The 25,820-nt window shown below is 65.4% G+C and carries 28 protein-coding genes; 13 read left to right on the plus strand and 15 right to left on the minus strand.

The window, feature by feature from the left end:
• Positions 1-78: 78 nt before the first annotated feature.
• The gene (gene hemA, locus E4K65_RS32520; protein ID WP_135177612.1) at positions 79-1,308 is read right to left on the minus strand and encodes a 5-aminolevulinate synthase; all 1,230 of its coding nucleotides are present in this window, start codon (positions 1,306-1,308) and stop codon (positions 79-81) included.
• A gap of 273 nt (positions 1,309-1,581) precedes the next feature.
• Between hemA and aroQ the strand changes: the two genes are divergently transcribed.
• Positions 1,582-2,013, plus strand: coding sequence for a type II 3-dehydroquinate dehydratase (aroQ, locus tag E4K65_RS32525; protein WP_135177613.1), 432 nt, complete (start codon positions 1,582-1,584; stop codon positions 2,011-2,013).
• A gap of 109 nt (positions 2,014-2,122) precedes the next feature.
• Here the strand turns inward: aroQ and E4K65_RS32530 are convergent, their stop codons facing one another.
• The 4 genes from E4K65_RS32530 to E4K65_RS32545 all read right to left on the minus strand — a co-directional run bounded on the left by E4K65_RS32530 (position 2,123) and on the right by E4K65_RS32545 (position 6,998).
• On the minus strand, positions 2,123-3,184 hold the full coding sequence (locus tag E4K65_RS32530; protein WP_135177614.1) for an MBL fold metallo-hydrolase: 1,062 nt from the start codon (positions 3,182-3,184) through the stop codon (positions 2,123-2,125).
• Positions 3,185-3,403: 219 nt separating this feature from the next.
• Entirely contained in the window at positions 3,404-5,563 is a 2,160-nt protein-coding gene (locus tag E4K65_RS32535; protein WP_135177615.1) for a methyl-accepting chemotaxis protein, read from the minus strand.
• A gap of 164 nt (positions 5,564-5,727) precedes the next feature.
• On the minus strand, positions 5,728-6,453 hold the full coding sequence (locus tag E4K65_RS32540; RefSeq protein ID WP_135177616.1) for an outer membrane protein: 726 nt from the start codon (positions 6,451-6,453) through the stop codon (positions 5,728-5,730).
• A 224-nt stretch (positions 6,454-6,677) separates the two neighbouring features.
• Positions 6,678-6,998, minus strand: a complete 321-nt coding sequence (locus E4K65_RS32545) for a hypothetical protein (protein ID WP_025575206.1) — start codon at positions 6,996-6,998, stop codon at positions 6,678-6,680.
• A gap of 195 nt (positions 6,999-7,193) precedes the next feature.
• Between E4K65_RS32545 and E4K65_RS32550 the strand changes: the two genes are divergently transcribed.
• A complete protein-coding gene (locus E4K65_RS32550) occupies positions 7,194-7,478 on the plus strand; it encodes a hypothetical protein (protein ID WP_025575207.1) in 285 nt (94 codons plus the stop codon).
• 19 nt (positions 7,479-7,497) lie between these two features.
• On the opposite strand, the gene E4K65_RS32555 is transcribed toward E4K65_RS32550, so the two are convergent.
• The 7 genes from E4K65_RS32555 to E4K65_RS32580 form a co-directional block, all read right to left on the minus strand.
• Entirely contained in the window at positions 7,498-8,433 is a 936-nt protein-coding gene (locus E4K65_RS32555; RefSeq protein WP_135177617.1) for an AEC family transporter, read from the minus strand.
• 98 nt (positions 8,434-8,531) lie between these two features.
• Positions 8,532-8,741 (minus strand): hypothetical protein, encoded by a 210-nt coding sequence (locus tag E4K65_RS32560; protein WP_011084026.1) that lies wholly within the window; start codon positions 8,739-8,741, stop codon positions 8,532-8,534.
• On the minus strand, positions 8,738-8,911 hold the full coding sequence (locus E4K65_RS47725; RefSeq protein WP_167771330.1) for a hypothetical protein: 174 nt from the start codon (positions 8,909-8,911) through the stop codon (positions 8,738-8,740). The genes E4K65_RS32560 and E4K65_RS47725 overlap by 4 nt, the downstream gene beginning before the upstream one ends.
• A gap of 190 nt (positions 8,912-9,101) precedes the next feature.
• On the minus strand, positions 9,102-10,721 hold the full coding sequence (locus tag E4K65_RS32565; protein ID WP_025575212.1) for an ABC transporter ATP-binding protein: 1,620 nt from the start codon (positions 10,719-10,721) through the stop codon (positions 9,102-9,104).
• A 2-nt stretch (positions 10,722-10,723) separates the two neighbouring features.
• Positions 10,724-11,563: an ABC transporter permease gene (locus E4K65_RS32570; protein ID WP_025575214.1), complete on the minus strand. Its 840-nt coding sequence runs from the start codon at positions 11,561-11,563 to the stop codon at positions 10,724-10,726.
• Positions 11,560-12,531: an ABC transporter permease gene (locus E4K65_RS32575; RefSeq protein ID WP_011084029.1), complete on the minus strand. Its 972-nt coding sequence runs from the start codon at positions 12,529-12,531 to the stop codon at positions 11,560-11,562. Before E4K65_RS32575 ends, E4K65_RS32570 begins: the two co-directional genes overlap by 4 nt.
• A 238-nt stretch (positions 12,532-12,769) precedes the next feature.
• The gene (locus E4K65_RS32580; protein WP_025575217.1) at positions 12,770-14,320 is read right to left on the minus strand and encodes an ABC transporter substrate-binding protein; all 1,551 of its coding nucleotides are present in this window, start codon (positions 14,318-14,320) and stop codon (positions 12,770-12,772) included.
• A 215-nt stretch (positions 14,321-14,535) separates the two neighbouring features.
• Between E4K65_RS32580 and E4K65_RS32585 the strand changes: the two genes are divergently transcribed.
• The 3 genes from E4K65_RS32585 (at position 14,536) to E4K65_RS32595 (ending at position 16,695) form a co-directional block, all read left to right on the plus strand.
• Positions 14,536-15,174 carry a TetR/AcrR family transcriptional regulator gene (locus E4K65_RS32585; RefSeq protein WP_025575219.1) on the plus strand — a complete coding sequence of 213 codons (639 nt, stop codon included), beginning with the start codon at positions 14,536-14,538 and terminating at the stop codon, positions 15,172-15,174.
• A 254-nt stretch (positions 15,175-15,428) separates the two neighbouring features.
• The gene (locus E4K65_RS32590) at positions 15,429-16,091 is read left to right on the plus strand and encodes a DUF3313 domain-containing protein (RefSeq protein ID WP_025575221.1); all 663 of its coding nucleotides are present in this window, start codon (positions 15,429-15,431) and stop codon (positions 16,089-16,091) included.
• 34 nt (positions 16,092-16,125) lie between these two features.
• The gene (locus E4K65_RS32595; RefSeq protein WP_135177618.1) at positions 16,126-16,695 is read left to right on the plus strand and encodes a DUF2147 domain-containing protein; all 570 of its coding nucleotides are present in this window, start codon (positions 16,126-16,128) and stop codon (positions 16,693-16,695) included.
• Positions 16,696-16,698: 3 nt separating this feature from the next.
• Here E4K65_RS32595 and E4K65_RS32600 read toward each other — a convergent pair whose 3' ends face one another.
• Complete coding sequence (locus E4K65_RS32600) at positions 16,699-17,010, minus strand: hypothetical protein (protein ID WP_025575224.1); 312 nt, start codon at positions 17,008-17,010, stop codon at positions 16,699-16,701.
• 182 nt (positions 17,011-17,192) lie between these two features.
• On the opposite strand from E4K65_RS32600, the gene irr reads away from it, so the two are divergent.
• The gene (irr, locus tag E4K65_RS32605; protein ID WP_135177619.1) at positions 17,193-17,672 is read left to right on the plus strand and encodes a Fur family transcriptional regulator Irr; all 480 of its coding nucleotides are present in this window, start codon (positions 17,193-17,195) and stop codon (positions 17,670-17,672) included.
• Between the two features lie 267 nt (positions 17,673-17,939).
• Here irr and E4K65_RS32610 read toward each other — a convergent pair whose 3' ends face one another.
• Entirely contained in the window at positions 17,940-19,490 is a 1,551-nt protein-coding gene (locus E4K65_RS32610) for a winged helix-turn-helix domain-containing tetratricopeptide repeat protein (protein WP_135177620.1), read from the minus strand.
• A gap of 134 nt (positions 19,491-19,624) precedes the next feature.
• On the opposite strand from E4K65_RS32610, the gene mddA reads away from it, so the two are divergent.
• Positions 19,625-20,413, plus strand: a complete 789-nt coding sequence (gene mddA / locus E4K65_RS32615) for a methanethiol S-methyltransferase (RefSeq protein ID WP_025575227.1) — start codon at positions 19,625-19,627, stop codon at positions 20,411-20,413.
• A 224-nt stretch (positions 20,414-20,637) separates the two neighbouring features.
• A complete protein-coding gene (locus tag E4K65_RS32620; RefSeq protein WP_025575229.1) occupies positions 20,638-21,060 on the plus strand; it encodes a GFA family protein in 423 nt (140 codons plus the stop codon).
• Between the two features lie 52 nt (positions 21,061-21,112).
• Here the strand turns inward: E4K65_RS32620 and phnF are convergent, their stop codons facing one another.
• Positions 21,113-21,844: a phosphonate metabolism transcriptional regulator PhnF gene (gene phnF, locus E4K65_RS32625; RefSeq protein ID WP_025575231.1), complete on the minus strand. Its 732-nt coding sequence runs from the start codon at positions 21,842-21,844 to the stop codon at positions 21,113-21,115.
• A 158-nt stretch (positions 21,845-22,002) separates the two neighbouring features.
• Between phnF and phnG the strand changes: the two genes are divergently transcribed.
• From phnG to phnK, 5 genes are read left to right on the plus strand one after another with little or no spacing between them, the layout of a single operon-like run.
• Complete coding sequence (gene phnG, locus E4K65_RS32630) at positions 22,003-22,416, plus strand: phosphonate C-P lyase system protein PhnG (RefSeq protein WP_049812107.1); 414 nt, start codon at positions 22,003-22,005, stop codon at positions 22,414-22,416.
• Between the two features lie 4 nt (positions 22,417-22,420).
• Complete coding sequence (gene phnH / locus E4K65_RS32635; protein ID WP_167771331.1) at positions 22,421-23,029, plus strand: phosphonate C-P lyase system protein PhnH; 609 nt, start codon at positions 22,421-22,423, stop codon at positions 23,027-23,029.
• Between the two features lie 4 nt (positions 23,030-23,033).
• On the plus strand, positions 23,034-24,137 hold the full coding sequence (locus E4K65_RS32640) for a carbon-phosphorus lyase complex subunit (RefSeq protein WP_135177623.1): 1,104 nt from the start codon (positions 23,034-23,036) through the stop codon (positions 24,135-24,137).
• Positions 24,134-25,030: an alpha-D-ribose 1-methylphosphonate 5-phosphate C-P-lyase PhnJ gene (locus E4K65_RS32645; protein ID WP_135177624.1), complete on the plus strand. Its 897-nt coding sequence runs from the start codon at positions 24,134-24,136 to the stop codon at positions 25,028-25,030. The genes E4K65_RS32640 and E4K65_RS32645 overlap by 4 nt, the downstream gene beginning before the upstream one ends.
• Positions 25,023-25,820, plus strand: a complete 798-nt coding sequence (gene phnK / locus E4K65_RS32650; protein ID WP_135177625.1) for a phosphonate C-P lyase system protein PhnK — start codon at positions 25,023-25,025, stop codon at positions 25,818-25,820. The genes E4K65_RS32645 and phnK overlap by 8 nt, the downstream gene beginning before the upstream one ends.

Below are 25,820 nucleotides of genomic sequence, written 5' to 3' on the forward strand. Positions count from 1 at the left end.
CCCTCCCCCCTTGCGGGGGAGGGTTGGGGAGGGGGGTGCCCCGGGGACGGTGTGTGTTGGATGGAGAGGCGAAGAGGCCTACTCCGCCGCCAGCGACTTTTCGCGGAGCGGCAGGCCGAGGCGGTCCCATACTTGCAGCAGCGCTTCGGCGAGCTGATCGATCAGGCCGTCGTCGTGATAGGGCGAGGGCGTGATGCGCAGGCGCTCGGTGCCCTTGGCGACGGTCGGATAGTTGATCGGCTGGATGTAGATGCCGTGCTCTTCCAGCAGGAGGTCGGAGGCCTGCTTGCACTTCTCGGCATCGCCGATGAACAGCGGCACGATGTGGGTGTCGCTCGACATCACCGGGAGGCCGGCGGCGTTGAGGATCGCCTTGACGCGGGCGGCGCGGTCCTGGTGGCGCTCGCGCTCCCAGTTCGAGGTCTTGAGATGCTTGATCGCGGCGGTCGCGGCCGAGCAGATCGCCGGCGGCAGCGCGGTGGTGAAGATGAAGCCCGGCGCATAGGAGCGCACGGCATCGATGATCTGGCCGTTGGCGGCGATGTAGCCGCCGAGGCAGCCGAACGCTTTCGCGAGCGTGCCTTCCAGAATGTCGATGCGGTGCATGACGCCGTCACGCTCGGCGATGCCGCCGCCGCGCGGGCCGTACATGCCGACCGCGTGGACCTCGTCGACATAGGTCATCGCATTATATTTCTCGGCGAGATCGCAGATCTTGGCGAGCGGGGCGACGTCGCCGTCCATGGAATAGAGGCTCTCGCAGGCGATCAGCTTCGGCCGGTTCGGACCCGCCGCCTTCAACAGCGCTTCGAGATCGGCGAGGTCGTTGTGGCGGAACACGACGCGTTCGCAGCCGGACTGGCGGATGCCCTCGATCATCGAATTGTGGTTGAGCTCGTCCGACAGGATCAGGCAGTTCGGAATGAGCTTTGCGATCGTCGCGATGCCGGTCTGGTTCGAGACGTAGCCCGAGGTGAACAGCAGCGCCGCTTCCTTGCCGTGGAGGTCGGCAAGCTCGGCCTCGAGCTGCACCAGCGGATGATGCGTGCCGGCGATGTTGCGGGTGCCGCCTGCGCCGGTGCCGACGCGCGTCGCGGTCTCGACCATGGCACCGACCACCTTCGGGTGCTGGCCCATGCCGAGATAGTCGTTGGAGCACCAGATCACGACGTCGCGCTTGCCCTTGGGCGAGTGCCAGATCGCGTGCGGGAACCGGCCCGCCATCCGCTCCAGATCGGCGAACACGCGATAGCGCCGTTCAGTGTGGAGACGATCGAGGGCAGAATTGAAGAACTGGCTGTAATCCATCGGCAAAACCTGCAACGGAACCTGACCAAGGGGCCGCATCTTCTTAGAGCTTTTCCAGCTCCAATGTCTATGCGCTATCCCACATTTGGCCCTAGAGGGCATTTGGGCAAAATGCCCTATCGGCCAGGGAACGACTTGATCCCGATCAACGAGTTCACGGGCTCGTGTAATGCTGCTTTGCGGTAAGTGCCGCGAGGGGCCGACACGGCAGCCTCGGCCTGCCTTGGGCTCGGCAAGACAATTCAGCAGATTTCCATTCGAAAGGACGCTCCCATGAAGCGCGTGATGATCCTCAACGGTCCCAACCTCAACATGCTCGGCATCCGCGAGCCGCACATCTATGGCACCACGACTCTCGCAGAGGTCAACGCGGGCTGCGAGGAAGCCGCCGCGAAACTCGGGCTCAAGCTCGCTTTCCACCAGTCCAACCATGAGGGCGTGCTGGTCGACCTGATCCAGTCGGCGCGGCAGGACGCCGATGCCATCGTCATCAATCCGGCTGGCCTCTCCTTCACCTCGGTCTCGATCATGGACGCGATCAAGACGTTCGAAGGCCCGGTGCTGGAAGTCCACATCTCCAACATCCACGCCCGCGACGAATATCACCGGCACTCCAAGATATCGTTCGTGGCCTCAGGCGTGATCTGCGGGCTGGGCCCGTTCGGCTACATCGCGGCGCTGCACGCGATCGCGAACATGAAGTGAGCTGTTGCCGCGCACTCGTCATGCCCGGGCTTGTCCCGGGCATCCACGAACTCGTTTTCGCTTGAAAGAACGTGGATGGCCGGGACAAACCCGGCCATGACGCCGTGGCTCACGTCGTCCTGAACTGGAGCACGCCGTCCTTGGTCTCCGCCGTCAGCCGGCCCTCGACGATCATGTAGTTGACGTGGGCGACGAGCTCGCCGGCGGCGAAGCCCATCTGGTGTTCGTCCAGCACGTGCTTGTTGAACACCACGGGCACCAAGGCGCGCGAGGTCTGCGGCACCTCGCGGCAGGCTTCCGCGATCAGGCGGCAGCGCTCCTCGTGGTGATCGGCGAGCTGCTTGATGCGGGTCTTGAGCCCATAGAACGGCACGCCGTGGCCGGGCAGCACCAGCACGTCATAGGGGAGCGTCGTGGTGAGGCTGGCGAGGGAGGCGAGATATTCGCCGAGCGAGTTCTGGTCGGGCTCGACCGCCCACACGCTGACATTGGGCGAGATCCTGCTCAGCACCTGGTCGGCGGAAAGGAACAGCTTGTCGTCGGCGCAATACAGCATCACCTGGTCGAGCGCGTGGCCGCCGCCAGTGATCACCTTGAAGCGGCGCGTGCCGATCACGACGTCGTCGCCATGCGAGATGCGGCGGTAGGACGGCGGCAGCACCGAGACGCGCTTGAGATAGTCCTGGCCGCGGCCGAGCAGCTTTTCGGTGAGCGACTCGTCCATGCCGTGGCGGCGGAAGAACAGCCGCTGCGCCTCCTGCCGCTCCGTGGTGCCGCGGTTCTGGTGATAGACCGATTGCAGATATTCGACCTGCGACATCACCAGCGGGCAGTTGAACCGTTCGACGATCCACCCGGCGAGACCGACATGATCGGGGTGCGAATGGGTGACGATCAGGCGGGTGATGTTGACGCCCTTGAGCGGGCCGTCGAACAGTTTCGTCCAGGCCTCGATCGTCTCCTCGTTACCGAAGCCGGCATCCACCATGGCGTAGCCGTCGCCGTCGGCGAGCAGATAGATGTTCACATGGTTGAGGCGGAACGGCAGCTTCAGCCGCGCCCACAGCACGCCGGGCTTCACCTCCACGACCTCGTCAGGGCCGGGATGCTGGTCCCAGGGGTAGCGCAGGGCCTCGCCGGAGGACTGCACGGTGTCGGTCTTTGCGTTCATGCTACCGACTTAAACCCGGCGGGCGCGCCGCGCCAGCCGAAAAAGGACGCGAGTTCGGCTCGCATAGCGGTCATTCCGGGCCGGATTTTTCCGTGACCCGGATGGAGCGCAGCCCAAAAATGCCGGTCATTCCGGGGCGCGCGTGAGCGCGAACCCGGAATCTGGAGGTCGTTGCGCGAGATGCCGGGTTCGGCGCCAAGCGCCGCCCCGGAATGATAATCAGGCCGCCCGCATGTTGTTGAGGAACGCGTCGATCTCTCCGCGCAGCAGGTCGGCCTCGCGGCGCAGTGCGTCGGAGGCGCCCAGCACTTCGCTCGCCGCAGCGCCGGCTTCGGCAGAGGCGGTGGAGACGCCGATGATATTGCTGGAGACCTCGCTGGTGCCGCCGGCGGCATGCTGGATGTTGCGCGCGATCTCGCGGGTGGCCGCGCCCTGTTCCTCGACGGCAGCCGCGATCGTCGTGGTGACGTCGTTGATCTCGCCGATGATCCGGCCGATGCCCTGGATGGCTCCGACCGCCGAGGTCGTCACGTTCTGCATGCTGGCGATCTGGGTGCGGATCTCCTCGGTCGCCTTCGCGGTCTGGCTCGCGAGGCTCTTCACCTCGGAGGCGACCACCGCGAAGCCGCGGCCGGCCTCGCCCGCGCGGGCCGCCTCGATGGTGGCGTTGAGCGCGAGCAGATTGGTCTGCGAGGCGATGGTCTGGATCAAATCGACCACGACGCTGATGCGGCTCGCACTGTCGGCGAGGCTTTGCACCGTGGCGTCGGTGGCGCCGGCTTCGTCCACCGCCTTCTTGGCGATCCCGGCCGAGGTGACCACCTGGCGGCTGATTTCGGCGATCGACGAGGACAGCTGCTCGGTGCCGGCCGATACCGTCTGCACGTTGACCGAGGTCTCCTCCGCGGCGGAGGCGACTGCGTTGACCAGCGCGTTGGACTGGTCAGCGGTGTTCGACATGCTCTGCGCGGTCGATTGCATCGAATTGGCGGACTGCGCGAGATTGTCCAGCGCGGCGCGCACCGTGCTTTCGAATTCGGCGATCTTCGCTTCCATGCGTGCGGCACGCTCGGCCTTGGCGACGCGATCCTTGTCCTGCTCGCTGGCGAGCGCGCGGGCCTCGACCATGCTATCGCGGAACACGGTCAGCGTGTCGGTCATCGCGCCGATCTCGTCACTATGCTTCGCGCGGGCGATCTCGGTGTCGAGATCGCCGGCCGAGAGTGACTGCATGGCGCGCTGGAGGCCGGTGATCCGGCGCAGGATGTTGCGGCCGACATAGAGCCAGACGAACAGGGCCGAGCCGACCAGCGTCAGCGCGCCCAGCGCCAGCATTGCGGTCGTCGCAAGCGAGATCTCCTGCCGCGCCTGGAAGGTCGACGCGTTGGTCTCCTTCTGCACGCCGTCGACGAGCTGCTGCACGCTGATGCCGAGGCCGACATTGAGCTTGCGCGTCTCGTCCAGGATGGTCTGGCCGTAGTCGACGGAGTCGAGCTCCTTCTCGCGCAGATTGAACACGCCGGTCTTGCCGGTACCGAGCGCCAGCAGCTTTTCCGCCGTCTCGCGCAGCATCTTGTTGCCCTGATTGTCCGGCAACAGGTCGAGGTTGGACCGCAGGCGTCCTTGCGCCGTCTTGAATTCCTTCTGGATGTCGTCGAGCTTGTCGCTCGTGTTCGCCGACAGCGCCGCGCTCATGTCGGCGGCTGCGAGATTGCCGCTGGCGACGACGTTGCCGAGCTGGCCGACGGTCTGCGCGGCTTCGGTGGCATCTTCGGCGGACATATTGGCCGAGCCAAGAATGGCGTTGACCCGGGTCTGCGCGTCCAGCATCGCCGGGCTGGCCGCGCCGACGAACGCGCCCTGCGCGCTGCGCAGCGCGTCATACTGCTTGTCATGGAGGGCCGCGATGTCCAGCCGTTCGCGGGCGGCCTTGGCCAGGCTTTGGGCCGCCTCGTTGATGCTCTTCATCGTCTCGCTGAGTCCGGAGACAACGGCCTTGTCGCCGCCGAGCTCGATGATCTCGTTGAGCTTCTGCTGCGTCTGCTCCTGAAATTCCCTGAGCTTCTTGGTGCGCTCGTTCAGGGCGTCCTCGCTTTGAGCCGCAAGCAGGGCAGGTCCCTGTGCCGCAAGGCTCGCGCTCAGTGCCGACAATTGCAGGCTGGCGGCAAGGCGCGGAATGTCCCGCCCGCTCAGTTCAGTCATGCGTCCGCCGAGATTCTGCAGCACCAGGCCGGCGCCGGCCGAGATCACGAGGCCCATGCCCGCGATCACCGCGAAGGCCGCGAACAAGCTGCCGCGCACGCCCCATGTCGGCATCTTGAAACGTGGCCTCAATCGGCCAAGGAAACTGCCACGGCCCAGGCCCAGACGGATCGCCATCGAACTTCCCCCACGCGCTTGCTTCTGTTTTGTGGCGGGCAGTATCGGTCGGGCCGGTTAAAAAATCGCAATTGGTGCAATTGCTTGCGCTGGTTCCGCAGAGCGAAAAAAAGAAGGGCCGGCAACATGGCCGGCCCTTCCTCAGGATAAGGTTTTCTAACCGATCAGTAGCGCGCGACCGCCGAGTTGGCCCAGTTGAGGCGATAATTGACGCCAGCCTTGATGGTGTGGTCGTCGGTGGTGAAGTTGCCGGTGCCCGCGAGCGGGCCCGCGGTGAAGTGCGCGTCGCCGAAATTGTAGTACTGGTACTCGGCCTTGGCCGACCAGTTCGGCGCGAACATGTACTCGAGACCGGCGCCGACGGTGTAGCCGTTGCGATGATCGCCATCGATGATAAAGCCGGTCGGGACGCCGCCGACCGTGACCTTCTCGTTGTTGTCCGAATAGGCGTAGCCGCCCTTCACGTAGAGGAGGCCCGGACCCCAGGTGTAGCCGACGCGGCCGGTGATCGAGCCGAGGCCGCGCTGGTCGTTGGTGTAGGCGACGCCGCCCGGGAATACCGCACCGACGCTGCCGGAGAGCCAGGAATACTGGCCCTCGACGCCGACCACGAAGTTCGGGTTGAACTGCCAGTCCGCACCGACCTGCACGCCGCCGAGGAAACGGCCGTTGCCGTTGTTGCCGGTGGAGAGGCCGCTGAAATTGTTGTCGCTGGAGAACGCGCCGCCGACATGGGCGCCGAGATAGAATCCGGTCCAGTTGTAGATCGGCGCGGCATAGGCCGGCGCGGGCGCCTTGTAGTAGTTGCGGTTGCCGAGATCGGCGCCGACGGCCGGCGCAGCGGCGCCCACCACGAGCAGCGCAACGGTCGCAAACAGAATCTTCTTCATAGTCCAAACTCCAACACTTTAGGTCCCCGGCAGGCGTGCATTCCGCGCCGTCGTTGGTTTTGCAGATAGCTAGCTTTTGACGAAAATGCTGTCACATCCGTGGCACAGCGTGAGCCAACCTAACTTATTGGGCTGCAATTGATTTTCGTGCTTAATGGCGACTTAAGAAATGCTGAAGGAAGGCTTAACTTCGCGTCTTCCCGGTAACCTGCGTGCGGCCCTTGTTAACCAAGTCGCCGCCGCGCCTCATCGCGCATCTGTTCGCGGAACGCCGCGCGCTTTGCCGGCCGGTCTTCCTCGCGCACGTCGTGACGATCGAAGATGTCGAACTTCTCCAGGATCGGATAGCGCTCGCTCGCCATCGCGAGCACGCGCAGCACCTTCGTCGCCGACGGCGTCGGGCCGCTGACTTCCCAGCGCCGGATGGTGTCGGCGCCGCCCTTCTCCGGCAATCCGCATAGCCTGGCCATGTCGGCCGCGGTGAGCTTGCGCTCGAGGGCATCGGAGAGGTCGGCGCGGAGTTGCTTCAGTTCTGGGCCAGTCATGTCAATCGCGTTCAGGGGAGTTGCTGAAGGCAATGCACTAGCGCTGATTCGGGTCCATCCGAAGGCGGCGAGGGCGCGCCCCCCCGCGCTCCGGCACCTTCGTGTGCGCACGGAGTTATGAACGGAGTGCCCATGGAAATCCTGCGACGAATGAACAAATGGTACAAGGGGGCCCGAGCGACGAAGGGATCAGCCATGACAATCGTCAAACTCGCCATTGCCGCGCTCATCACGACTGGATTGCTTGCCGCGCCCTTCGCGGCTGAGGCGAAGAAGCACCGGTCGAGCAGACATTACAGCGCCGGTGTGGTGGCCCCGGCCTATGGCGGCGCCGGATTGCCGGCGACGCAGGGCAGTCCCGCTTACGGATCGTCCGGACAGACGGTCGGCACGGTCACGGCGCCGTCGATCGGAACGTACAACTGGCCGTCGGTCGGCGTGACCAATTCGGTTCCGACCTGGAGCAACACCACGCGATAGAGGCGCGCGCCGATGCCGGTCAGCGCGTGCCGGCCGCGAGGCCGGAGAGCAGGGCGAGCGCGACCAGCAAGGTCGCGACCGACAACATTGTCGTGACCGAGACGGTGGCCGCAACCAGTTTCTCCTCGACCTTGTGCTCGTGGGCGAGAACGTACACGGTTTTCGCCGTCGGCACGGCCGCGCACACGACGGCGGCAGCGGTGTAGAGCGGATCGAGGCCGGTGATCACGCAAAGCCCGTAGACGATCAGCGGCATCACCACCAGCTTCACGGCCGAGAGCGCGAACGATGCCTTCAGATTCGATCGCAAGCCTTCGACCGACAGGCCGAGCCCGATGGCAAATAGCGCGCAGGGCGTGAGCGCAGCCGCGATCATGTTGAGGTAGGCCGCAACGGGCGGCGGAATCGGCAGGCCCGTGATCGCCCATGCGAGCCCAATGAGCGTCGACAGCACCATCGGATTGAGCAGGATCTGTTTCGCGAGGCCAGCGGAGTGCGCGGGTCCGCGCGCCTCCTTTTCCAGCAGGATGACCGTGATCGGAAACATCACGGCGGCCACGAACACCGTCGCCACGGCGGCGGGCAGGACGGCGGGCTGGCCGTAGATCGCGTGCAGGATCGGAAGCGCCACGAAGCCGGTGTTGGTCATGGCTGCGGCCATGCCATGGATGGTGCTGCTGGCGAGATCATGCTTTCCGCCGGCGCGGACGGCCGCGAAGACGAGCGCGAAGCAGAGCAGCGAGCCGCCGCCAAACGCGAGCAGGAAGCGCCATTCCAGCAGGTTGCGCGCCGGCTCCTGGGCGATCGTGACAATCAGCAGCGCCGGCATCGCCACGTTGTAGGCAAAGTGCACCAGCGCGTCGGCGAGCGTGCGCGAGAGATAGCCGAGCGCGCCGGCCAGCCAGCCGGTGACGATGATCGCGAACACGGGAAGAACGAGGCTGGCGACCTCCATCCGGCTCCCCCTTTTGCCAGGCGGCTATGGGCCATCCTAGCTCGCCGGTGCGTCGTCGTCACGGCCCAGCGGGATCGGGGAGGTCCGATCAGCGCACCTCAGGCGCCCCGGCCACCCTGTTGCCCGATCACGCAGCGCCATCCCGCCAGGCGCTCGGCCGGATGCTGGTTCATCCATTCGGCAAGCTGCGGCGCGCCCATCATGCAGGACTGCATCGAGACGTCGGCGAAGTCCGACGTGGTGACGATCTGCTCGTGACAATTGGCGGGAGAGGAGAGGCTGCAGAGCACGGCGATGATCTTGATCACGACAGACTTTCCACGTTGCCGCCGACGGCGCGCCCGATCGTGGTCGTGTCGTGCCGCTCGCTGACCGGATCAGCGGGCGGGAAGATGCTGTCATAGATCGCGCGTGCCTCCTGGATGAGGCGCAATCGTTCGCGCTCGGATCTCGAGACAAATTGAATAACCTGGCCCATGTTTGGCTCCGAAGAGTTTGGCAACCATCATCAGATGATGGAAATCATTCCAAACCGATGTGGGGTGCGGCCCGGCGCTTTGAAGCTGTGTAGGCGGTCACGAGGAATAAAAAGCGCGTGACAGCGCCGTTACGACAGATGCGGTTCGATTCGGTCCAATCGTCTGGGGCCGAACCGGATACCGCTCGCCTCACGCCGCCGGCGCGCGTTCCTTCCGCCCCGGCACTGCCGCGAGCAGTTCGCGCGTATAGGCGTGCTCGGGCGCGGCGAACAGCTGCGCTGTCGGCTTCAGCTCGACGATGGCCCCGCGCTGCATCACCGCGATGCGGTCGCAGATCTGGGCGGCGACGCGCAGATCGTGGGTGATGAACAGCATCGAGAGGCCGAGGCGCGCCTTGAGGTCTTCGAGCAGCCGCAAGACTTGCGCCTGCACCGAGACGTCGAGCGCGGAGACGGCTTCGTCGGCAACGATGATCTCGGGCTCGAGCGCGAGCGCGCGCGCAATGCCGATGCGCTGGCGCTGGCCGCCGGAGAATTCATGCGGATAGCGTTCGAGCGCGCCGGCATCCAGGCCCACCATCTTCAGGAGATCGCGGGCGCGCTCGAAGGCGACCTTCGGATCGATGCCGGCTGCGATCGGGCCGTCGGCGATGATGTGGCCGATCTTGCGGCGCGGATTGAGCGAGGCGAACGGATCCTGGAAGATCATCTGGATGCGATGGCGCTCAGTGCGCAGCGCCTTGCCCGAAAGCTGCGTGAGATCGGTCTCGCCGATCCGCACCGTGCCGCGGTCGGCTTCGATCAGCCGCATCACGAGGCGTGCCACCGACGACTTGCCGGAGCCGGATTCGCCGACGAGGCCGAGCGTCTCGCCCTTGAGGATGTTGAAGTTGACCTCGCGCGCGGCATCGACGCGGCGGTCCTCGCGAAACCAGCCCCCTGATGTGACGTAGGTCTTGTCCAGCCCGATCACCTCGACGGCCCTGGCCTGGTCGTCGAGCGGCTCGCGCACCGGCGGATCCATCGAAGGCACGGCGGCGAGCAGCGCCTTGGTGTAGTCGTGCTGCGGCTCGTCGAAGACGCTGGCGGCGGGGCCTTCCTCGACCACCTTGCCGTGCCGGAGCACCACGACCTGGTCGGCGATATCGGCGACCACGCCGAAATCATGGGTGATGAACATCACCGCCATGTTGCGGTTGCGCTGGAGGTTGCGGATCAGCTTCAGGATCTGCGCCTGCGTGGTGACGTCGAGCGCGGTGGTCGGCTCGTCCGCCACCAGCACCGCGGGCTCGAGCGCGAGCGCCATCGCGATCATGGCGCGCTGGCGCTGGCCGCCGGAGAGCTGGTGCGGATAGGCGCGGACGATGCGCTCGGGGTCGGGCAGGCCGACCTCGCGTGCCAGCGCCAGCGCTCTTGCGCGCCGCTCCCTGGGCGTGAGCAGGCCGTGGGCCTCGAACATCTCCGCCATCTGGTCGCCGATCCGCATCAATGGATTGAGCGCGGTCATCGGCTCCTGGAAGATCATCGCGAGGCGGCGGCCGCGCAGATCGCGCCAGCCGTCGTCATCCAGCTTGAGCAGGTCGCGGCCCTCGAACAGGATCTCGCCGGAGGTGACGTTGACCGTATCCGGCAACAGGCCCATCAGCGCATGCGCGCACATCGACTTGCCGGAGCCGGATTCGCCGACGACGCAGACGATCTTGCCGGGCCGGAGGTCGAGCGAGACGCCGTCGACGGCGAAGGCACGCTCGGCGCCCTTGGGCAAAGCGATCTGCAGGTTCTTGATGGAGACGGCGGGAGGGGCGGTCATCATCAGCGTCCCTCCCGCGACAGCCGCGGATTGAGCGCGTCGTTGAGGCCTTCACCGATCAGGTTCAAGCCGAGCACCGAGATCAGGATGGCGACGCCGGGAAACACCGTGATCCACCAGGCCTGCCGGATCACGGTTCGGCCGGCGCCGACCATGTAGCCCCAGGAGATCAGATTGGGATCGCCGAGGCCGAGGAAGGCCAGCGAGGATTCCAGGAGGATCGCGGTCGCCACCATCAGCGAGGCCAGCACGATCACCGGCGACAGCGCATTGGGCAGGATCTCGCGCAGGATGATCCAGGTGTTGCTCTGGCCGGTGACCACGGCGGCCTGAACGTATTCGCGCGTGCGCAGCGACAGCACCTCGCCGCGCACGAGGCGGGCGACCGGCGGCCAGCTCACCACCGCGATCGAGGCCACGATCGAATAGATCGAGGGCTGCAGGATCGCGACCAGCACGATCGCCAGCGCGAAGCTCGGAATGGTCTGGAAGAATTCGGTGAAGCGCATCAGGGCATCGTCGACCTTGCCGCCGAAATAGCCGGCCATGGCGCCGATCGGCACGCCGACGACCAGCGCCACCAGCGTCGAGACGAGGCCAACGAGCAACGAAACGCGTGCGCCAAAGATCATGCCGGCGAACACGTCGCGGCCGAGCGCGTCGGTGCCGAGCGGCACGGTCGAGAGCGTGAACGGCGGCAGGAACGGCCGCTGCACCATGCGCCAGGGCGAGTTCGGGAACAGCATCGGTCCGAACACCGCGATTCCGATCGCAAGCAACAGGATGATGAGCCCGATGACGCCGCTCGGGCTGCGCAACATCGATTTCCAGAATTGTTTCATGAGGCGAATTCGATGCGCGGATCGACCAGTCGATAGACGAGGTCGGTGATGAGGTTGAAGATCAGGACCATGGCGGAGCAGATCACGAACACACCGAGCAGGAGGTTGTAGTCCCGCTGCAGCAGTGCGTCGTACATCAGGCGCCCGATGCCGGGCCAGGCGAACACGGTCTCGGTGATGACGGCGCCGCCGATCAGCGTGCCGGAATGCACGCCGGCCAGCGTCACGACGGGCAGCAGCGCGTTGCGCAGCACGTGGCGGCGCTGGATCACGGCGTCGGAGAGGCCCTTGGCGCGCGCTGTCTTGACGAAGTCGAGGCGCTTCACCTCCAGCATCGAGGCGCGCGTCATGCGGGTATAGGTCGCCATGAAGAACAGGCCGAGCGTCATCGCCGGCATGATCAGGTGTTTGGCGACGTCGACCGCGTGGGCAAGGCCGGTGAGATTGGCGCCGACCGTCTCGTAGCCGAAGCTCGGCAGCCAATCGAAGGTGACCGAGAACAGGAGGATGCCCATCAGCGCCACCCAGAAGATCGGCATGGCGTAGAAGATCAGGGCGAACACGGTGATGCCGGTGTCGAGAAAGGTTCCGGCAAAGCGCGCCGCGAAGCTGCCGAACAGGACGCCGAGCATCAGCGAGATCGCGAAGGCGGTCAGCGTCAGCAGCAGGGTCGCCGGCAGCCGTTCGAGGATCAGCTTCGACACCGGCGCCTGCTGGCGGAAGGAGAAGCCGAGGTCGAGGGTGACGACGCCCTTGACGTAGATGAAGAGCTGCTCGGGCAGCGGTTTATCGAGGCCGAACTTTTCCCGGAGCTGCTTGACGAAGATCTGGTCGCTGGCGCCGGCCTCGCCCGCCATCACGACCGCGGGATCGCCGGGCGCAAGCCGGATCAGGAAGAAATTGAGGACGACGATCGCGAGCAGGACGATCACGCCCTTCACGACACGCTGAGCGACGAAGGAGAGCATATCTAGAGCGTCATATCTTGAAACGTGATCCGTGGCGACGGAGACAGTGGGCTCCCTCGCCCCGCTTGCGGGGAGAAGGTTGGGGTGAGGGGGAGTCTCGGCAGGGACGGTAGCAGTTGGATTCGCGGAGACTCCTCCTCACCCGAATGTGCGCTTCGCACACATTCGACCTCTCCCCGCATCCGCCTTCGCCTTGGCTTCGGCGGACAAGAGCGGGGAGAGGTGAAAAGACCAGGGCTCACTTGTCGAGCCATGCGTCCTTGAAGCCGTCATTGACGCCGATGCCGGTCGTGATCAGGTTCTTGACCTTGCAGCGCATGATGGTCGGGAATTGCAGCTCCAGCATCCAGGCCACCGGCACGTCCTCGACCAGGATCTTCTGCGCCTTCTCGTAGATCTCCTTGCGTTTGGAATCCGGGGTCGCGACGGCGCCGTCGGCGAACAGCTTGTCGATCTCCGGGTTGGAGTAGCCCTCGACATTGTTGAACACCTGGCCCTTGGCGATGGCGCTGGAGACGTAGTTGCGCCCGACGCCGAGGGCCGGATCGCCGTACTGGTAGAGATAGGTGAAGGCGATGTCGTAGTCCCAGTCGCCGATCTTCTGGTTGCCGCCGGCAACGTCGGTGGCGATCGTCTCGATGGTCATGCCGACGTCCTGGAGGTTCTGCTTCACGGCTTCACCCCAGCGCTGCCAGGTCTCGCCATAGGCGAGCGGCAACAGGCGGATCTTCTCGCCCTTGTAGCCGGCTTCCTTCAACAGCGCCTTGGCCTTGGCCGGATCGTACGGATATTTCGGCACGTCGGCGGTGTAGTACTTGATGGTCGAGGCGGACGGGCCGGTCGCGACCTTGCCGAGCCCGTTCCAGATCACGTCCTTGGCGAAATCGCGGTCGATCGCATACATGATCGCCTGCCGCACCCGCTTGTCCGCGAGCGGTCCCTGGCGGTTGTTCAGCCACAGCCAGGCCAGCGGCGAGAAGAACTCCCAGCCGGCGCCGGTGACGCAGGTGTCCTTCAGCTTGGACAGCCGCGGCACGTCGAAATTCTCGACCGAACCGCCGGGCAGCACGTCGACCTTGCCGGTCTCGTACGCCACCGAGCGCGCGGCGGCGTCGGGAATGACCTGCCAGTAGACCTCGTCGAGATAGGGCTTGCCCTTCTCGTGGTAGTTCGGGTTCTTGACCATGCGGATGAACGAGCCCTTCTGCCATTCCTTGAACATGAAGGGGCCGGTGCCGACAGGCGCATTGTTGTAGGGGTTGGTCTTCCAGTCGGTGCCGTCATAGAGATGCTTCGGCACCATCGGCATCGAGCCGACCTCGAAGATGCCGAGAAACGGGCCGAACGGCTGCTTCAGCGTGAACACCACCGTGTAATCGTCGGGCGCCTCGACCTTGTCGACCTGCACGAGGTTGTTGCGGGCGCGCGCGTGGGTCTGCTTCAGCATCTCGATCGAGAACAGCACGTCGGCGGCGGTGAAGGGCTTGCCGTCATGCCAGGTGACGCCCTTCTTGAGCTTGAAAGTGTAGGTCTTGGCGTCCTCGCTGACGGTCCAGCTCTCGGCGAGCTCCGGCAGAGGCTCAAGCTTGGGGCTGTAGCGCAGCAGGCCCTCGAAGATGTTGCCCGACACCATCTGGACCGGGCCGTTCTGGACCATCGCAAGCATCAGGCCGGGCGGCTCGGGCTGGATCACGGCATTGATCACGCCCCCCGTTTTCGGCTCTTGCGCCAGCGCCGAGGCCGTGAGGCCGCAAGCCAGGAGGACACCAAGCAACACTCGTTTTGGCATGTCGTATCTTTCTCAAGCGAGACCAGCCGCAAACGCTTCGCACGTCATGGCGCGCAAAGCTACGGCCGGCCCATCCCAGTCCCCATCCGGTATCGAGGCTCACATAGTCCCGTTCGGCGCCGCAAGATGAAAGTCTCGACAGTGTTCGCACAAAAAATGTACAGCGCGTCCTGTTTTCACTTGATTCATTGTCCTGTCACGGGGACAAGTCGGCCATGGACAATGCCACCCGCTCCGAACGATCCCGCAACGCCGCGCTCGAGGCGGCGACCAGGATCATTGCGCGGGACGGGCCCGGCCGGCTGACACTCGACGCGATTGCGCGCGAGAGCGGCCTTAGCAAGGGCGGCGTGATGCATCAGTTCCGTACCAAGGAAGCCGTGCTCAAGGCGCTGCTGGAGCGGCAGATGGAGCATTTCGAGGAATTCTCAACCCGTTATATGGCGAAGGTGAGCGAGACCTCGGCGAATCCCAATCTGGCCACGCAGCTTGCGACCGTGCGCGAAGCGGCCACGTCGCCGAATTCCGCCGCGCTGGCGCTGGTCGCGGCCATGGTCGAGAATCCCGGCCTGATGTCGCTGCCGCGCGACCGCGAGATGAAGAGGGTGGAGGCCATCAAGGCGGAGGCCGCTGATCCCGAGCTCGCGCTGTTGCGCTGGGCAGCGGCGCGGGGACTTTTGTTGAGCTCGCTATTCGGCATGTCGCCGCTTGGCGAGGACGAGCACCAGCGGCTGTTCGCGCGTCTGCTCGATGACGATCAATGGCGCCCGCTCGAAAAGCCGGCCAAGGCCCGCGCCGCAAAAGCCGGCGGGGCATCCGCGGCGAAGGCTGGCGCGGCGCGCAAGCGCGCCTGATTCCTCGTTAACGAACTCCAACCGGACGCTGCCCAAAACCGCGCCTGCGGCCAAATGTGCCGGGTCCTCATTTCCCTACTTTACAAACCAACTGGTCGGTTTTATAAGTGGAGGCACTGAGACGGCCCAAGGTGTCTGAAATGGCCCCGGACGATGCCTTGGGCCGGCAATGGTGAGCGCCGCAGCCGCGTCTGGTCCCAAAACGCGGCTGCGGTCCCCATCGCCTTTGCAGAAAGCCGCTAGAGGAGTCTGGAATGGATCGCTCGATCGCCTTGCGCGGTCTGGGAACGCTGGTGCTTTGCGCGGCCGCAGCCGGCTGCGCCTCGGTCGCGCCCGTGCCCTATTCGGAGATGGCGTCCTCGGCCTACATGGCCCCGAACAGGGCGGACGCCTCCGGCCGTGTGCCCTACCGCTATTCCACGCCGGTCGACTGGCGCGCATATAATAAAGTGATCCTCGATCCCGTCGTGCTTTACCGCGGCAAGGATCATCAGTTCGGCGACATGTCCGACAGGGACAAGGCGACGCTCGCCGCCTACATGCAGAATTCCTTCGCCGAGCGGCTGCGCGGCCGCTTCGCGATGGTGCGCGAGCGCGGACCGAACACGCTGCGGATCAGGCTGACGCTCACCGGCGCCGTCACCAACACGCCGGTGCTCGGCACGCTCTCGCGCTTCGACCTCGCCGGTGCCGTCTACAACGGCGTGCAGGCCGCGCGCGACGGCGAGGGGACGATGACCGGCTCGGTCGTCTATGGCGTCGAGATCTTCGATGCCACCACCTCGCGCCTGCTCTCTGCCTACGTCACCAAGCAATACCCTGCTGCCTACGACATCAAGGCCAGCGTCGGCGCGCTCGCGGCCGCCACCGCCGGCCTCGACAAGGGCGCCGACGCGCTGATGGCGCAACTGAACTGACGCGGCAACCCGCGCAAAGAAAGAGGCATCGCAGATGAACATTATTGTCCGCTTCGTGCTGCGCGTCGCGATCACCGTCGCGATGATGATCATCGGCGGCCGCGCCGGCGCTGCCGCGCCCACCGATCCCAGCGGCACTTGGCTGGTCGAGGACGGCCGCGCCCGCATCCGGCTCGAACGCTGCGGTCCGTCGCGCGAGCGCATCTGCGGCTTCATCGTCTGGATGAAGGAGCCGGCCGACAAGCGCGGCCAGCCCTACCGCGACAAGGAAAATCCCGATGCGGACAAGCGCGCCCGCCCGCTGCTCGGCCACCAGCTCATCATGGGCCTGCAGGCGACGCCCGAGGGACGTTTTGCCGGCGACATCTACAATGCGGAGGACGGCAAGTTCTATTCGGTCTCGCTGTGGCGCGAATCTCCCGACCGCCTCAAGCTCAAGGGCTGCCTGATCAAGTTCCTGTGCCAGACCCAGACCTGGCAGCAGACCCTCGATGTGCTGCCCGGCCAGCTCGTCGGCCTGACCGGCGATCTCAACGGCCCGCGCGCCGACAAGGAATGGGCGGCCGTGCCGGCCCCGAAGCCGATGCAGGCGAAGGCGAAGTAGCCTTCAGGGCGTTCGCAGCGCCCGCCGCAATTCGTCGAGCGCGTCTGCGAGTTGCTCGCGATGCGCGATGTCGTCCTTGGGGAGAGCGGCGACGCTGCTTGCGAGCTCACGCAGGATGCCGGCGAGCAGGCCGAAATTGATGTGCAGATGCACCGATTTGCGTTCGTCGGCCGCCCCCGGATGTTGCAGCACCAGCGCGACGCCGCTCCCGTCGAGACGTGCCTCGAACCGCGATGAATGCTCGAAGGTGCCGACATAGAACTTGTCGGGATATTCGAGCGCGACCTCTGCCTTGTCGGGAACCGGCCTGGACATCTGAACCTCATCGATACCCCTGCATTCTGATCGGGAATAAACCGGGCCGCCTTGCGATAGGTCAGAGGCGACCGCTTCCGGATTTGATCCGGATCAAAGCCAAGACGCCGCTTCTGCGATCGAGTGGCAACTGGCCGGACGCCGCGTTGCGTGCCCTGGTTCTTTCAGCCCGGAGACGATCGATGGACATGCAGGCCACGAATATCCCCGCGGGCGACGACAGCGGACCTGATGTCGTCGGACCGGAGCCGGATGAGGGCGTGCAGCGCTGTCTGCAATTGCTTGTTGATGCGGGCCTCCGGCCAACGCGCCAGCGCCTGGCGCTCGGCCAGTTGCTGTTCCTGCGCGGCCATCGCCACGTGACCGCCGAGGGGCTCTATGAGGAGGCGCTGGCGGCGAACGCGTACCTGTCGCTCGCGACCGTCTACAATACGCTGAACCAGTTCACCGAAGCCGGCCTGCTGCGCCGGATCGCCGCCGACGGCATCAAGTCGTTCTTCGATACCGACACATCCGTGCATCCGCACTTCTATTTCGAAGGCGAGGATGTGCTGGTCGACCTCGCCGAAGGCCTCGCCTTCACCAGGATTCCCGAGGCGCTTCCCGGCCACGAGATCGCACGGCTCGACGTCATCGTCCATCTGCGCCGGAAGAGCGTGTAGCGCCACTGAGCTCTTAGTTGCCCCCTCTAGGCAGGGAATCGCATTTGAGAGCGATTCCTGCGGCCATCCTTCGAGACGCCCGCTTTAGGCGGGCTCCTCATGATGAGGACGGACTGCGTGGCAGCAGCTTCAATGGGCACGGTGCTGCTTAGCCTCATCCTGTGAGGAGACCGCGGAGCGGTCGTCTCGAAGGGCGAGGCGTGCAGCCAAGCGCTGCCAAAAGTCATATGCGATTGCCCTGCACCTCGAAGGGGAGGGTAGGAGGTGTTACCGCAACCCCGCCCGGCGGAATCCTTCCAGATAGTGCTCGCGATCGGCGTCGCTGGCCCATGGCAGTTGCGTCGCGATCCAGTGCAGCGAGATGCCCGGCTGGGTGCGGCGGAGCTCGCCCAGCGCCGTCTCCGCAAGCACCCCGTCGCCGGTCATGCCGGCGGACACGGCGAGCACGCGATAGGCGCCGGTGAGGTCTCCGCGATGGCGGATCGCCTCGCGCGCGAGCGCGATGGCCTCGTCATAGCGCCGCTCGGTGAAGCGCGCATAGCCGGCGATACCGTGATAGATCGCCAGCGACGGGTCGCGCGGTGAGAGCCGGATCGCCCTCTGCGCCGCCTCGAACGAGTCCTTCGACCGCCCGGCATAGGACAGCGCCAGCGCGTAATAGCCCTGCGCCATCGAGAAGTTCGGATTGAGCGCGAGCGCCTGCTCGAACTCGGACAGTGCGTCCGTAAGCCTGCGCGTCGAGAAGTAGACGCTGCCGAGCCCGGCATGCGCCCAGGCATCCTCATGATCGCAGCGCACCGCGGCCAGCGCGGCGGCTTCCGCTATCGGCGCCACCCTCGCCAGCTCGGCCCAGCCGAGATGCGCGCCGAACATGTGGTTCGCCGCGAGCAACGACAGCGCCTGGCCGTAATTCGGATCGATGCCGATCGCGCGCTCGAGCAGCGCCTGTGCGGCCTCGTGATCCTGCCGCGTCACGCGCCAGTAATGCGACAGCGCGCGCATCAACAGGTCCCAGGCGTCGAGGCTCGCGGGCGGCTTGCGACGGCTGCGAAAATCCTCCGCCGCGTGGATCCGCGGCTCGATCGCCGCGACGATCGCGTTGGTGATCTCGTCCTGCACGGCGAAGACGTCGACGAGCTCGCGGTCGTAGCGCTCCGCCCAGAGATGACTGCCCGATGTCGCGTCGTTGAGCTGTGCGGTGATGCGCACCCGGTTGTTCGCCTTGCGCACGCTGCCTTCGACGATGTAGCGGACGCCGAGCTCCTCGGCGATCTGCCTGATGTGGACCGCGCGTCCCTTGTAGGTGAAGGACGAGTTGCGGGCGATCACCATGAACCAGCGCTGCTTCGACAGCGCGGTGAGGATGTCCTCGCTGATCCCGTCGCCGAAATAGTCCTGTGCGGGATCGCCGCTCATGTTCTCGAAGGCGAGCACCGCGATCGCCGGGCGGTCCGCCGCGGTGCGCGGCCGGGCAGGGACGGGCTCGGAGGGCGCAGGCGCCGCTGCCAACTCTTCCCGGACCTCGCCGATGAAACGAAAGCCCTTGCGCGGGATCGTCTTGATCAGCCGCTGTGCCGCGCCGTCGTCGCCGAGCGCCTTGCGCGCGGCGTTGATCCGGCTGTTCAGGGCGGAATCCGAGACGATGCGGTCGCTCCAGATCTGGCTGATCAGGTCATCCTTGCTGACCACTCGCGCCCGTTGCGCCACGAGGTAAAGCAAGAGATCGAACACTTGGGGCTGCAACGGCACGGTGACCCCGGCGCAGGTCAGTTCGCGCAGGTCGCCGTCGAGCACGTTGTTTTCAAAGCAAAATCGCACGTTTCTGTCGTCTCAAGCAAAAATCAAAGTCGTCTCAGGCGAAAATCAACCGTCCGCGAAAGTCTTGGGCATACCGATGCGGCATGGTGCAGCGACCAATGAAGTGCCGGCGTTTTGGCACAACGGAGCTTTCCATGTCCCAAATTGATCATCAGATTCATTCAATCGGCCCGGAGGTTGCGGGCCCACGCATTTTCAAGTTCATCGCCTTTCTGTACGGAATTGCGGCATATCTCGTGTTTTTCGTCACCATTCTCTACGCTATCGGCTTCGTGATGGGGCTGGTGGTGCCGAAGACCATCGACACCGGAGCCGAAGCGCCCGTCGTTCGCGCGGTCATCATCAATCTGCTGCTGATGTCGCTGTTCGCGGTTCAACACAGCGTGATGGCGCGCCAGCAATTCAAGGCGTGGTGGACGCAGTTCGTCCCCAAGCCGGTCGAGCGATCGACTTACGTGCTGTTCGCGAGCCTGTCATTGCTCCTCCTGTTCTGGCAGTGGCGTCCGCTGCCTGCGGTCATATGGGAGGTCGAGGATCCCGATCTTGCCGTGACGCTGGTCACGCTGTCCTTCGCGGGTTGGATATTGGTGTTCACCTCGACCTTCATCATCAATCATTTCGAATTGTTCGGCCTGCATCAGGTGACCAACCATCTCGTCGGCAAGGAACCGGCGCCGCCGCGTTTCAAGACGCCGCTGCTCTACAAGTTCGTCCGTCATCCGATCTATCTCGGCTTCATCATGGCGTTCTGGGCGGCACCGGTCATGACCGCGGGCCATCTGCTGTTCGCGGTCGTGACCACGCTCTACATCTTCGTCGGGATCGCGCTGGAGGAGCGCGACCTCGTCGATCTCTTCGGCGACGAATACCGGCAGTACAAACAACGCGTGTCGATGCTTATTCCCTGGCGCCGGTCAGTTTAGTCGTCGCGTCTTTCCGCCGCGTCCGCCGAAAGGAGGACGCGCGACGGAACTGAGGCGTGTATCTCGCCGGACTCCAGCCTTCTGCGTCCCTCGGGGTGATTACCCTCACTCCGATGCCACCAGCGCGAGCGGACCTCGTCGCGACCCCGCATCCGCCTTCGCCGAGATCTCGGCGAACCGGAGCGGGGCGAGGATTTTCAACCTTCATCAACGGAGACGACCAAATGAAACATGTCGGACACTGCTTCTGCGGCGCGGTTACGGTCGAGGTCACGGGTGCGCCGGAGGCGATGGGCTATTGCCATTGCGGCTCCTGCCGGTCCTGGTCCGGCGGACCGGTGAACGCCTTCAGCCTGTGGAAGCCCGATGCCGTGCGCATCACCGAGGGCGCGCAGCACGTCGAGACCTTCGCCAAGACGCCGCTCAGCCAGCGCAAATATTGCAGGAAGTGCGGCGGCCATCTCATGACCAATCACCCGCCGCTCGACCTGACCGACGTCTTCACCGCCACCATCCCCACCCTGGCGTTCACGCCCGGCGTCCACGTCAACTACGCCGAGACGGTGCTGCCGATGCGCGACGGCCTGCCCAAGCTGAAGGATTTCCCCGCCGAGTTCGGCGGCAGTGGCGAGATGATGCAGGAGTAGGAGGCCGCTGCTCTTCCTCGTCTCTCGTGGGAGACGGGAAGAGGGCTGCACCTCAGCCGTTCTCGACCAGGAACTCCACCCGCTCGGCGGCAAAGCGCGAATGCTTCGTCACCAGCGGCTTGCCATCGAGATCGTGGTCGGTGGCATCGACCACGAGGATCGGCCGTCCCAGCGGCAGATCGAGCCGTGCAGCGTCGGTCGCATCGACGATGCCGGCGGTGATCCGGGTCGCGCCGCGGCGATAGTCGCGGACACCGAAGTGCTCGAGCAGTTTCGTCATCGAGCGCGTTGCCGCAAACACGCTGCCCGCATCCGGAAACAACTCCGCCGACAGCCATGTCGTGGAGACGCAGATCGGCGTGCGGTCGGCGAGGCGGATCGCCTCGATCCGCACCAGCGGCGCGCCGACCTTCAAGCCCAGCTCGCGCGCCAGCTCACGCGTCGCGACGTCGTCGGCCGCCTCGATCAACTGCCCGCGCGGCTCACGGCCGCCGGCGCCGACGATCTCGGAGAAGCGCGTGCGCGAGCGTAGCGGATAGGCGATGCGCTGCGCCTCGACATAGGTTCCGCTGCCGCGCTCGGCGCGCACCAGGCCGCGCTCGGCAAGGGCTGCCAGCGCCCGCCGCACGGTGTGGCGGTTGACGCGATAGGTCTCGGCGATCTCCATCTCGCCCGGCAGCTTGTCGCCGGCGGCAAAGCGGCCGTCGGCGATGCCGCGCTCGATGCCGTCGGCAACGAGGCGCCATAACGCGACGCCCGTGGAGGCGGTGTCCTGCATGCTCATATCGCCGGTCAGCCTAGCCCGAAAATCACACGCTTGTCACGAAACAGTCATGGCGCTTCCGTATGAAGTTGTCTACTATCATAGACAACTTGGATTCGGCAAGTTCGGTGGATCGGGTGACGCAGCAGAACAATCAGCAAGCCCAGCGCAAGGCCGCGATGGCCGTGCTGGCGCACGCGGAGGCGGGCGAGATCGCCGCTCGCCTCCGCGCTTTCGCCCTTCCGGCCCATCAGGACCTGCGCACGCCGGAAAACGGCCTCGTCATGCTGCGCGGCCGGGTCGGCGGCGACGGCGCCCCGTTCAATCTCGGCGAAGCCACGGTGTCGCGCGCCGCGGTGCGGCTTGCGAGTGGGGAGGTCGGCTTCGGCTACACGCTCGGGCGCGACGGTGAGAAGGCGCGGCTGATCGCGCTGTGCGATGCGCTGGTGCAGTCGCGCGATTTTTCCGCATCGGTCGAGCGGGACGTTATCGCACCGTTGCGCGAGCAGCTTACGATCCGGCGCAAGCAGGCGGCGGCCGAGACCGCCGCGACGAAGGTTGATTTCTACACCATGGTGCGCGGTGAGGGGTGAGATCATGACCACGATTGCGGAACTGCCGCCGGGGTTCGCCGACAAGGTGCTGTCGGCGCAATCGACCTTTCGCTCGGTCATGGACGCGATGGCGCGGCCAGGCTCGGTTCAGCGCATCGTACCGATGGCGGGAACACCCGGGCCGATGATGCGCGGCGTCGCTGCGATCGCGCTGACGCTGTTCGATCACGATACGCCGCTCTGGCTCGATGCGCGGATGGCAGAGAGTTCCGACGTCGTGAAATGGCTCAAGTTCCACACCGGCGCGCCGGTCATTCAGGATTCCTCGATCGCAAGCTTTGCCCTGATCGGCGATGGCGCCTTGCTTCCGGCGCTCGAGCGCTTCGCGCTCGGCACCAGCGAATACCCGGATCGGTCGACCACATTGATCCTCCAGGTCGATCGCCTTGACGCAGGGCAGAGCTTCGAGCTGCGCGGCCCCGGCATCGACGGCGTCGCGACGCTCCGGGCCTCGATCAAGCCCGCCGACCTGTTCGAGCGGCTGCGTGTCAACGAGACGCTGTTTCCGCGCGGCATCGACGTGGTGCTGGTCGCCGATGACGCCGTGGTCGCGATCCCGCGCACAACGCGTGTCGTGAGTAAAGGAAGCTAGGCATATGTATGTCGCAGTCAAAGGCGGCGAACGCGCCATCGAGAACGCCCATCGCCTGCTCGCCAATGCGCGGCGCGGCGATCAAAGCGTGCCGGAAGTCACGCTCGACCAGATCTCGGAGCAGCTTGGTCTGGCCGTGGACCGCGTCATGAGCGAGGGCTCGCTCTATGACCGCGAGCTCGCGGCGCTCGCGATCAAGCAGGCGCGCGGCGATCTGATCGAGGCGATCTTCCTGGTCCGCGCCTTCCGCGCCACGCTGCCGCGCTTCGGCGCCAGCGAGCCGGTCGACACCGGCGCCATGCGGGTGCAGCGGCGGGTGTCCTCGACCTTCAAGGACATTCCCGGTGGTCAGATCCTCGGGCCGACCTTCGACTATACGCATCGCCTGCTCGATCCCTCGCTGGCCGATGGCTTTGTGCCCGAGGCGCCCGCGACAGCCGAATCCTCGACCGCACCGACGCCGCGCGTGACCGATATCTTGGGCCGCGACGGGCTGATCGAATCCTCGCCGCAGGCCGAGGACGGCGCCAGCGTCGGCGATCTCACCCGCGAGCCGCTGAACTTCCCGGCGGACCGCGACCTGCGCCTGCAAAATCTCGCGCGCGGCGACGAAGGCTTTCTGCTGGCGATGGGCTATTCCACCCAGCGCGGCTACGGCCGCAACCATCCCTTCGCCGGCGAGATCCGCTTCGGCGAGGTCGAGGTCGAATTCTCCGCCGAGGACGTCGGCTTCGCTGTGCCGCTCGGCTCGATCGAGCTCACCGAGTGCCAGATGGTCAACCAGTTCAAGGGTTCTGCGACGGAAGCGCCGTGCTTCACCCGCGGCTATGGCCTCGCCTTCGGCCAGAGCGAGCGCAAGACCATGTCGATGGCGCTGGTCGACCGCGCACTGCGTGCCCGCGAGCTCGGCGAAGAGGCGCTCGCGCCGGCCCAGGATGAGGAATTCGTGATGTCGCATTCGGACAACGTCCAGGCGACCGGCTTCGTCGAGCATCTGAAGCTGCCGCATTATGTCGACTTCCAGTCCGAGCTCGGCCTGCTGCGCAAGCTGCGTCAGGAGTTTGCCGAGGCCAATGCGCCGGATGCCATGAAGGAGGCCGCGGAATGAACGCGCCCGCCTACAATTTCGCCTATCTCGACGAACAGACCAAGCGGATGATCCGCCGCGCCATCCTGAAGGCGATCGCGATCCCCGGCTATCAGGTGCCGTTCGCCAGCCGCGAAATGCCGATGCCCTATGGCTGGGGCACCGGTGGCGTGCAGGTGACGGCGGCGATCCTCGGGCCTGAGGACGTGCTGAAGGTGATCGACCAGGGCTCCGACGACACCACCAACGCGATCTCGATCCGTAAATTCTTCGCCAAGACCGCCGGCGTCGCCACCACGGCGGCGACGGAGGAGGCGACCGTGATCCAGACCCGTCACCGCATCCCCGAGGCGGCCCTGCACGAGAAACAGGTGCTGGTCTATCAGGTGCCGATCCCGGAGCCGCTGCGCTTCCTCGAGCCGCGCGAGACCGAGACGCGGCGCATGCATGCGCTCGCCGAATACGGCCTGATGCATGTGAAGCTCTATGAGGACATCGCCCGCTTCGGACATATCGCGACCGCCTACGCCTATCCGGTGAAGGTGAACGCGCGCTATGTGATGGATCCGTCGCCGACGCCGAAATTCGACAATCCCAAGATGGACAATTGCCCGGCGCTGCAATTGTTCGGCGCCGGCCGCGAGAAACGCATCTATGCGATCCCGCCCTATACGAAAGTGGTGTCGCTCGATTTCGAGGATCACCCCTTCGAGCCCTACCGCTTCAACGCGCCCTGCGCGCTGTGCGGCGCCGAGAATTCCTATCTCGACGAGATCGTCACCGACGACAAGGGCAGCCGCATGTTCGTCTGCTCCGACACCGACTATTGCGAGGGCCGTCAGGCCGCCGGCCATCACGGCAGCCTGAGCGCTGCGCCGTACAAGGAGAGGGCGCAGGAGACATCAAATGGCTGATCTCGACATGCTGGACAACGATGAGCCGCTGCTGGTTGCGAATTCGCTCAGCAAGTCCTACGGCCGCATCGCCGCGTGCCGCGACGTGTCTTTCTCGCTCTATTCCGGCGAGGTGCTGGCGATCGTCGGCGAATCCGGTTCGGGCAAGTCGACGCTGCTCCAGCTCCTCTCCGGCCAGCTCGCGCCGAGCGGTGGCCACGTCTCCTACCGGATGCGCGATGGCGTCAGCCGCGATCTCGCCACGCTCGGCGAGGCCGAGCGGCGCTTCCTGTTCCGCACCGACTGGGGTTTCGTGCACCAGGATCCCGCGCAGGGCCTGCGCATGGCGGTCTCCGCCGGCGCCAATGTCGGCGAGCGGCTGATGGCGGTGGGATGGAATCACTACGGCCGCATCCGCGACACCGCGTCCGACTGGCTCACGCGCGTCGAAATCGACGTCGCGCGCATCGACGATGCGCCGCGGACCTATTCCGGCGGCATGCGCCAGCGTCTCCAGATCGCCCGCAACCTCGTCACCGAGCCGCGGCTGGTGTTCATGGACGAGCCGACCGGCGGCCTTGATGTGTCGGTGCAGGCGCGCCTGCTCGATCTCTTGCGCAGCCTCGTCGCCGAGCTGCATCTCGCCGTCGTCATCGTCACCCACGATCTCGCAGTCGCGCGGCTATTGTCGCATCGCGTGATGGTGATGAAAGGCGGCCGCGTCATCGAGACCGGTCTCACCGACCAGGTCCTCGACGATCCCCGCGAGCCTTATACCCAACTCCTCGTCTCCTCGATTCTGCCGCCATGA

It is taken from the genome of Bradyrhizobium niftali, assembly GCF_004571025.1.
GTDB lineage: Bacteria > Pseudomonadota > Alphaproteobacteria > Rhizobiales > Xanthobacteraceae > Bradyrhizobium > Bradyrhizobium niftali.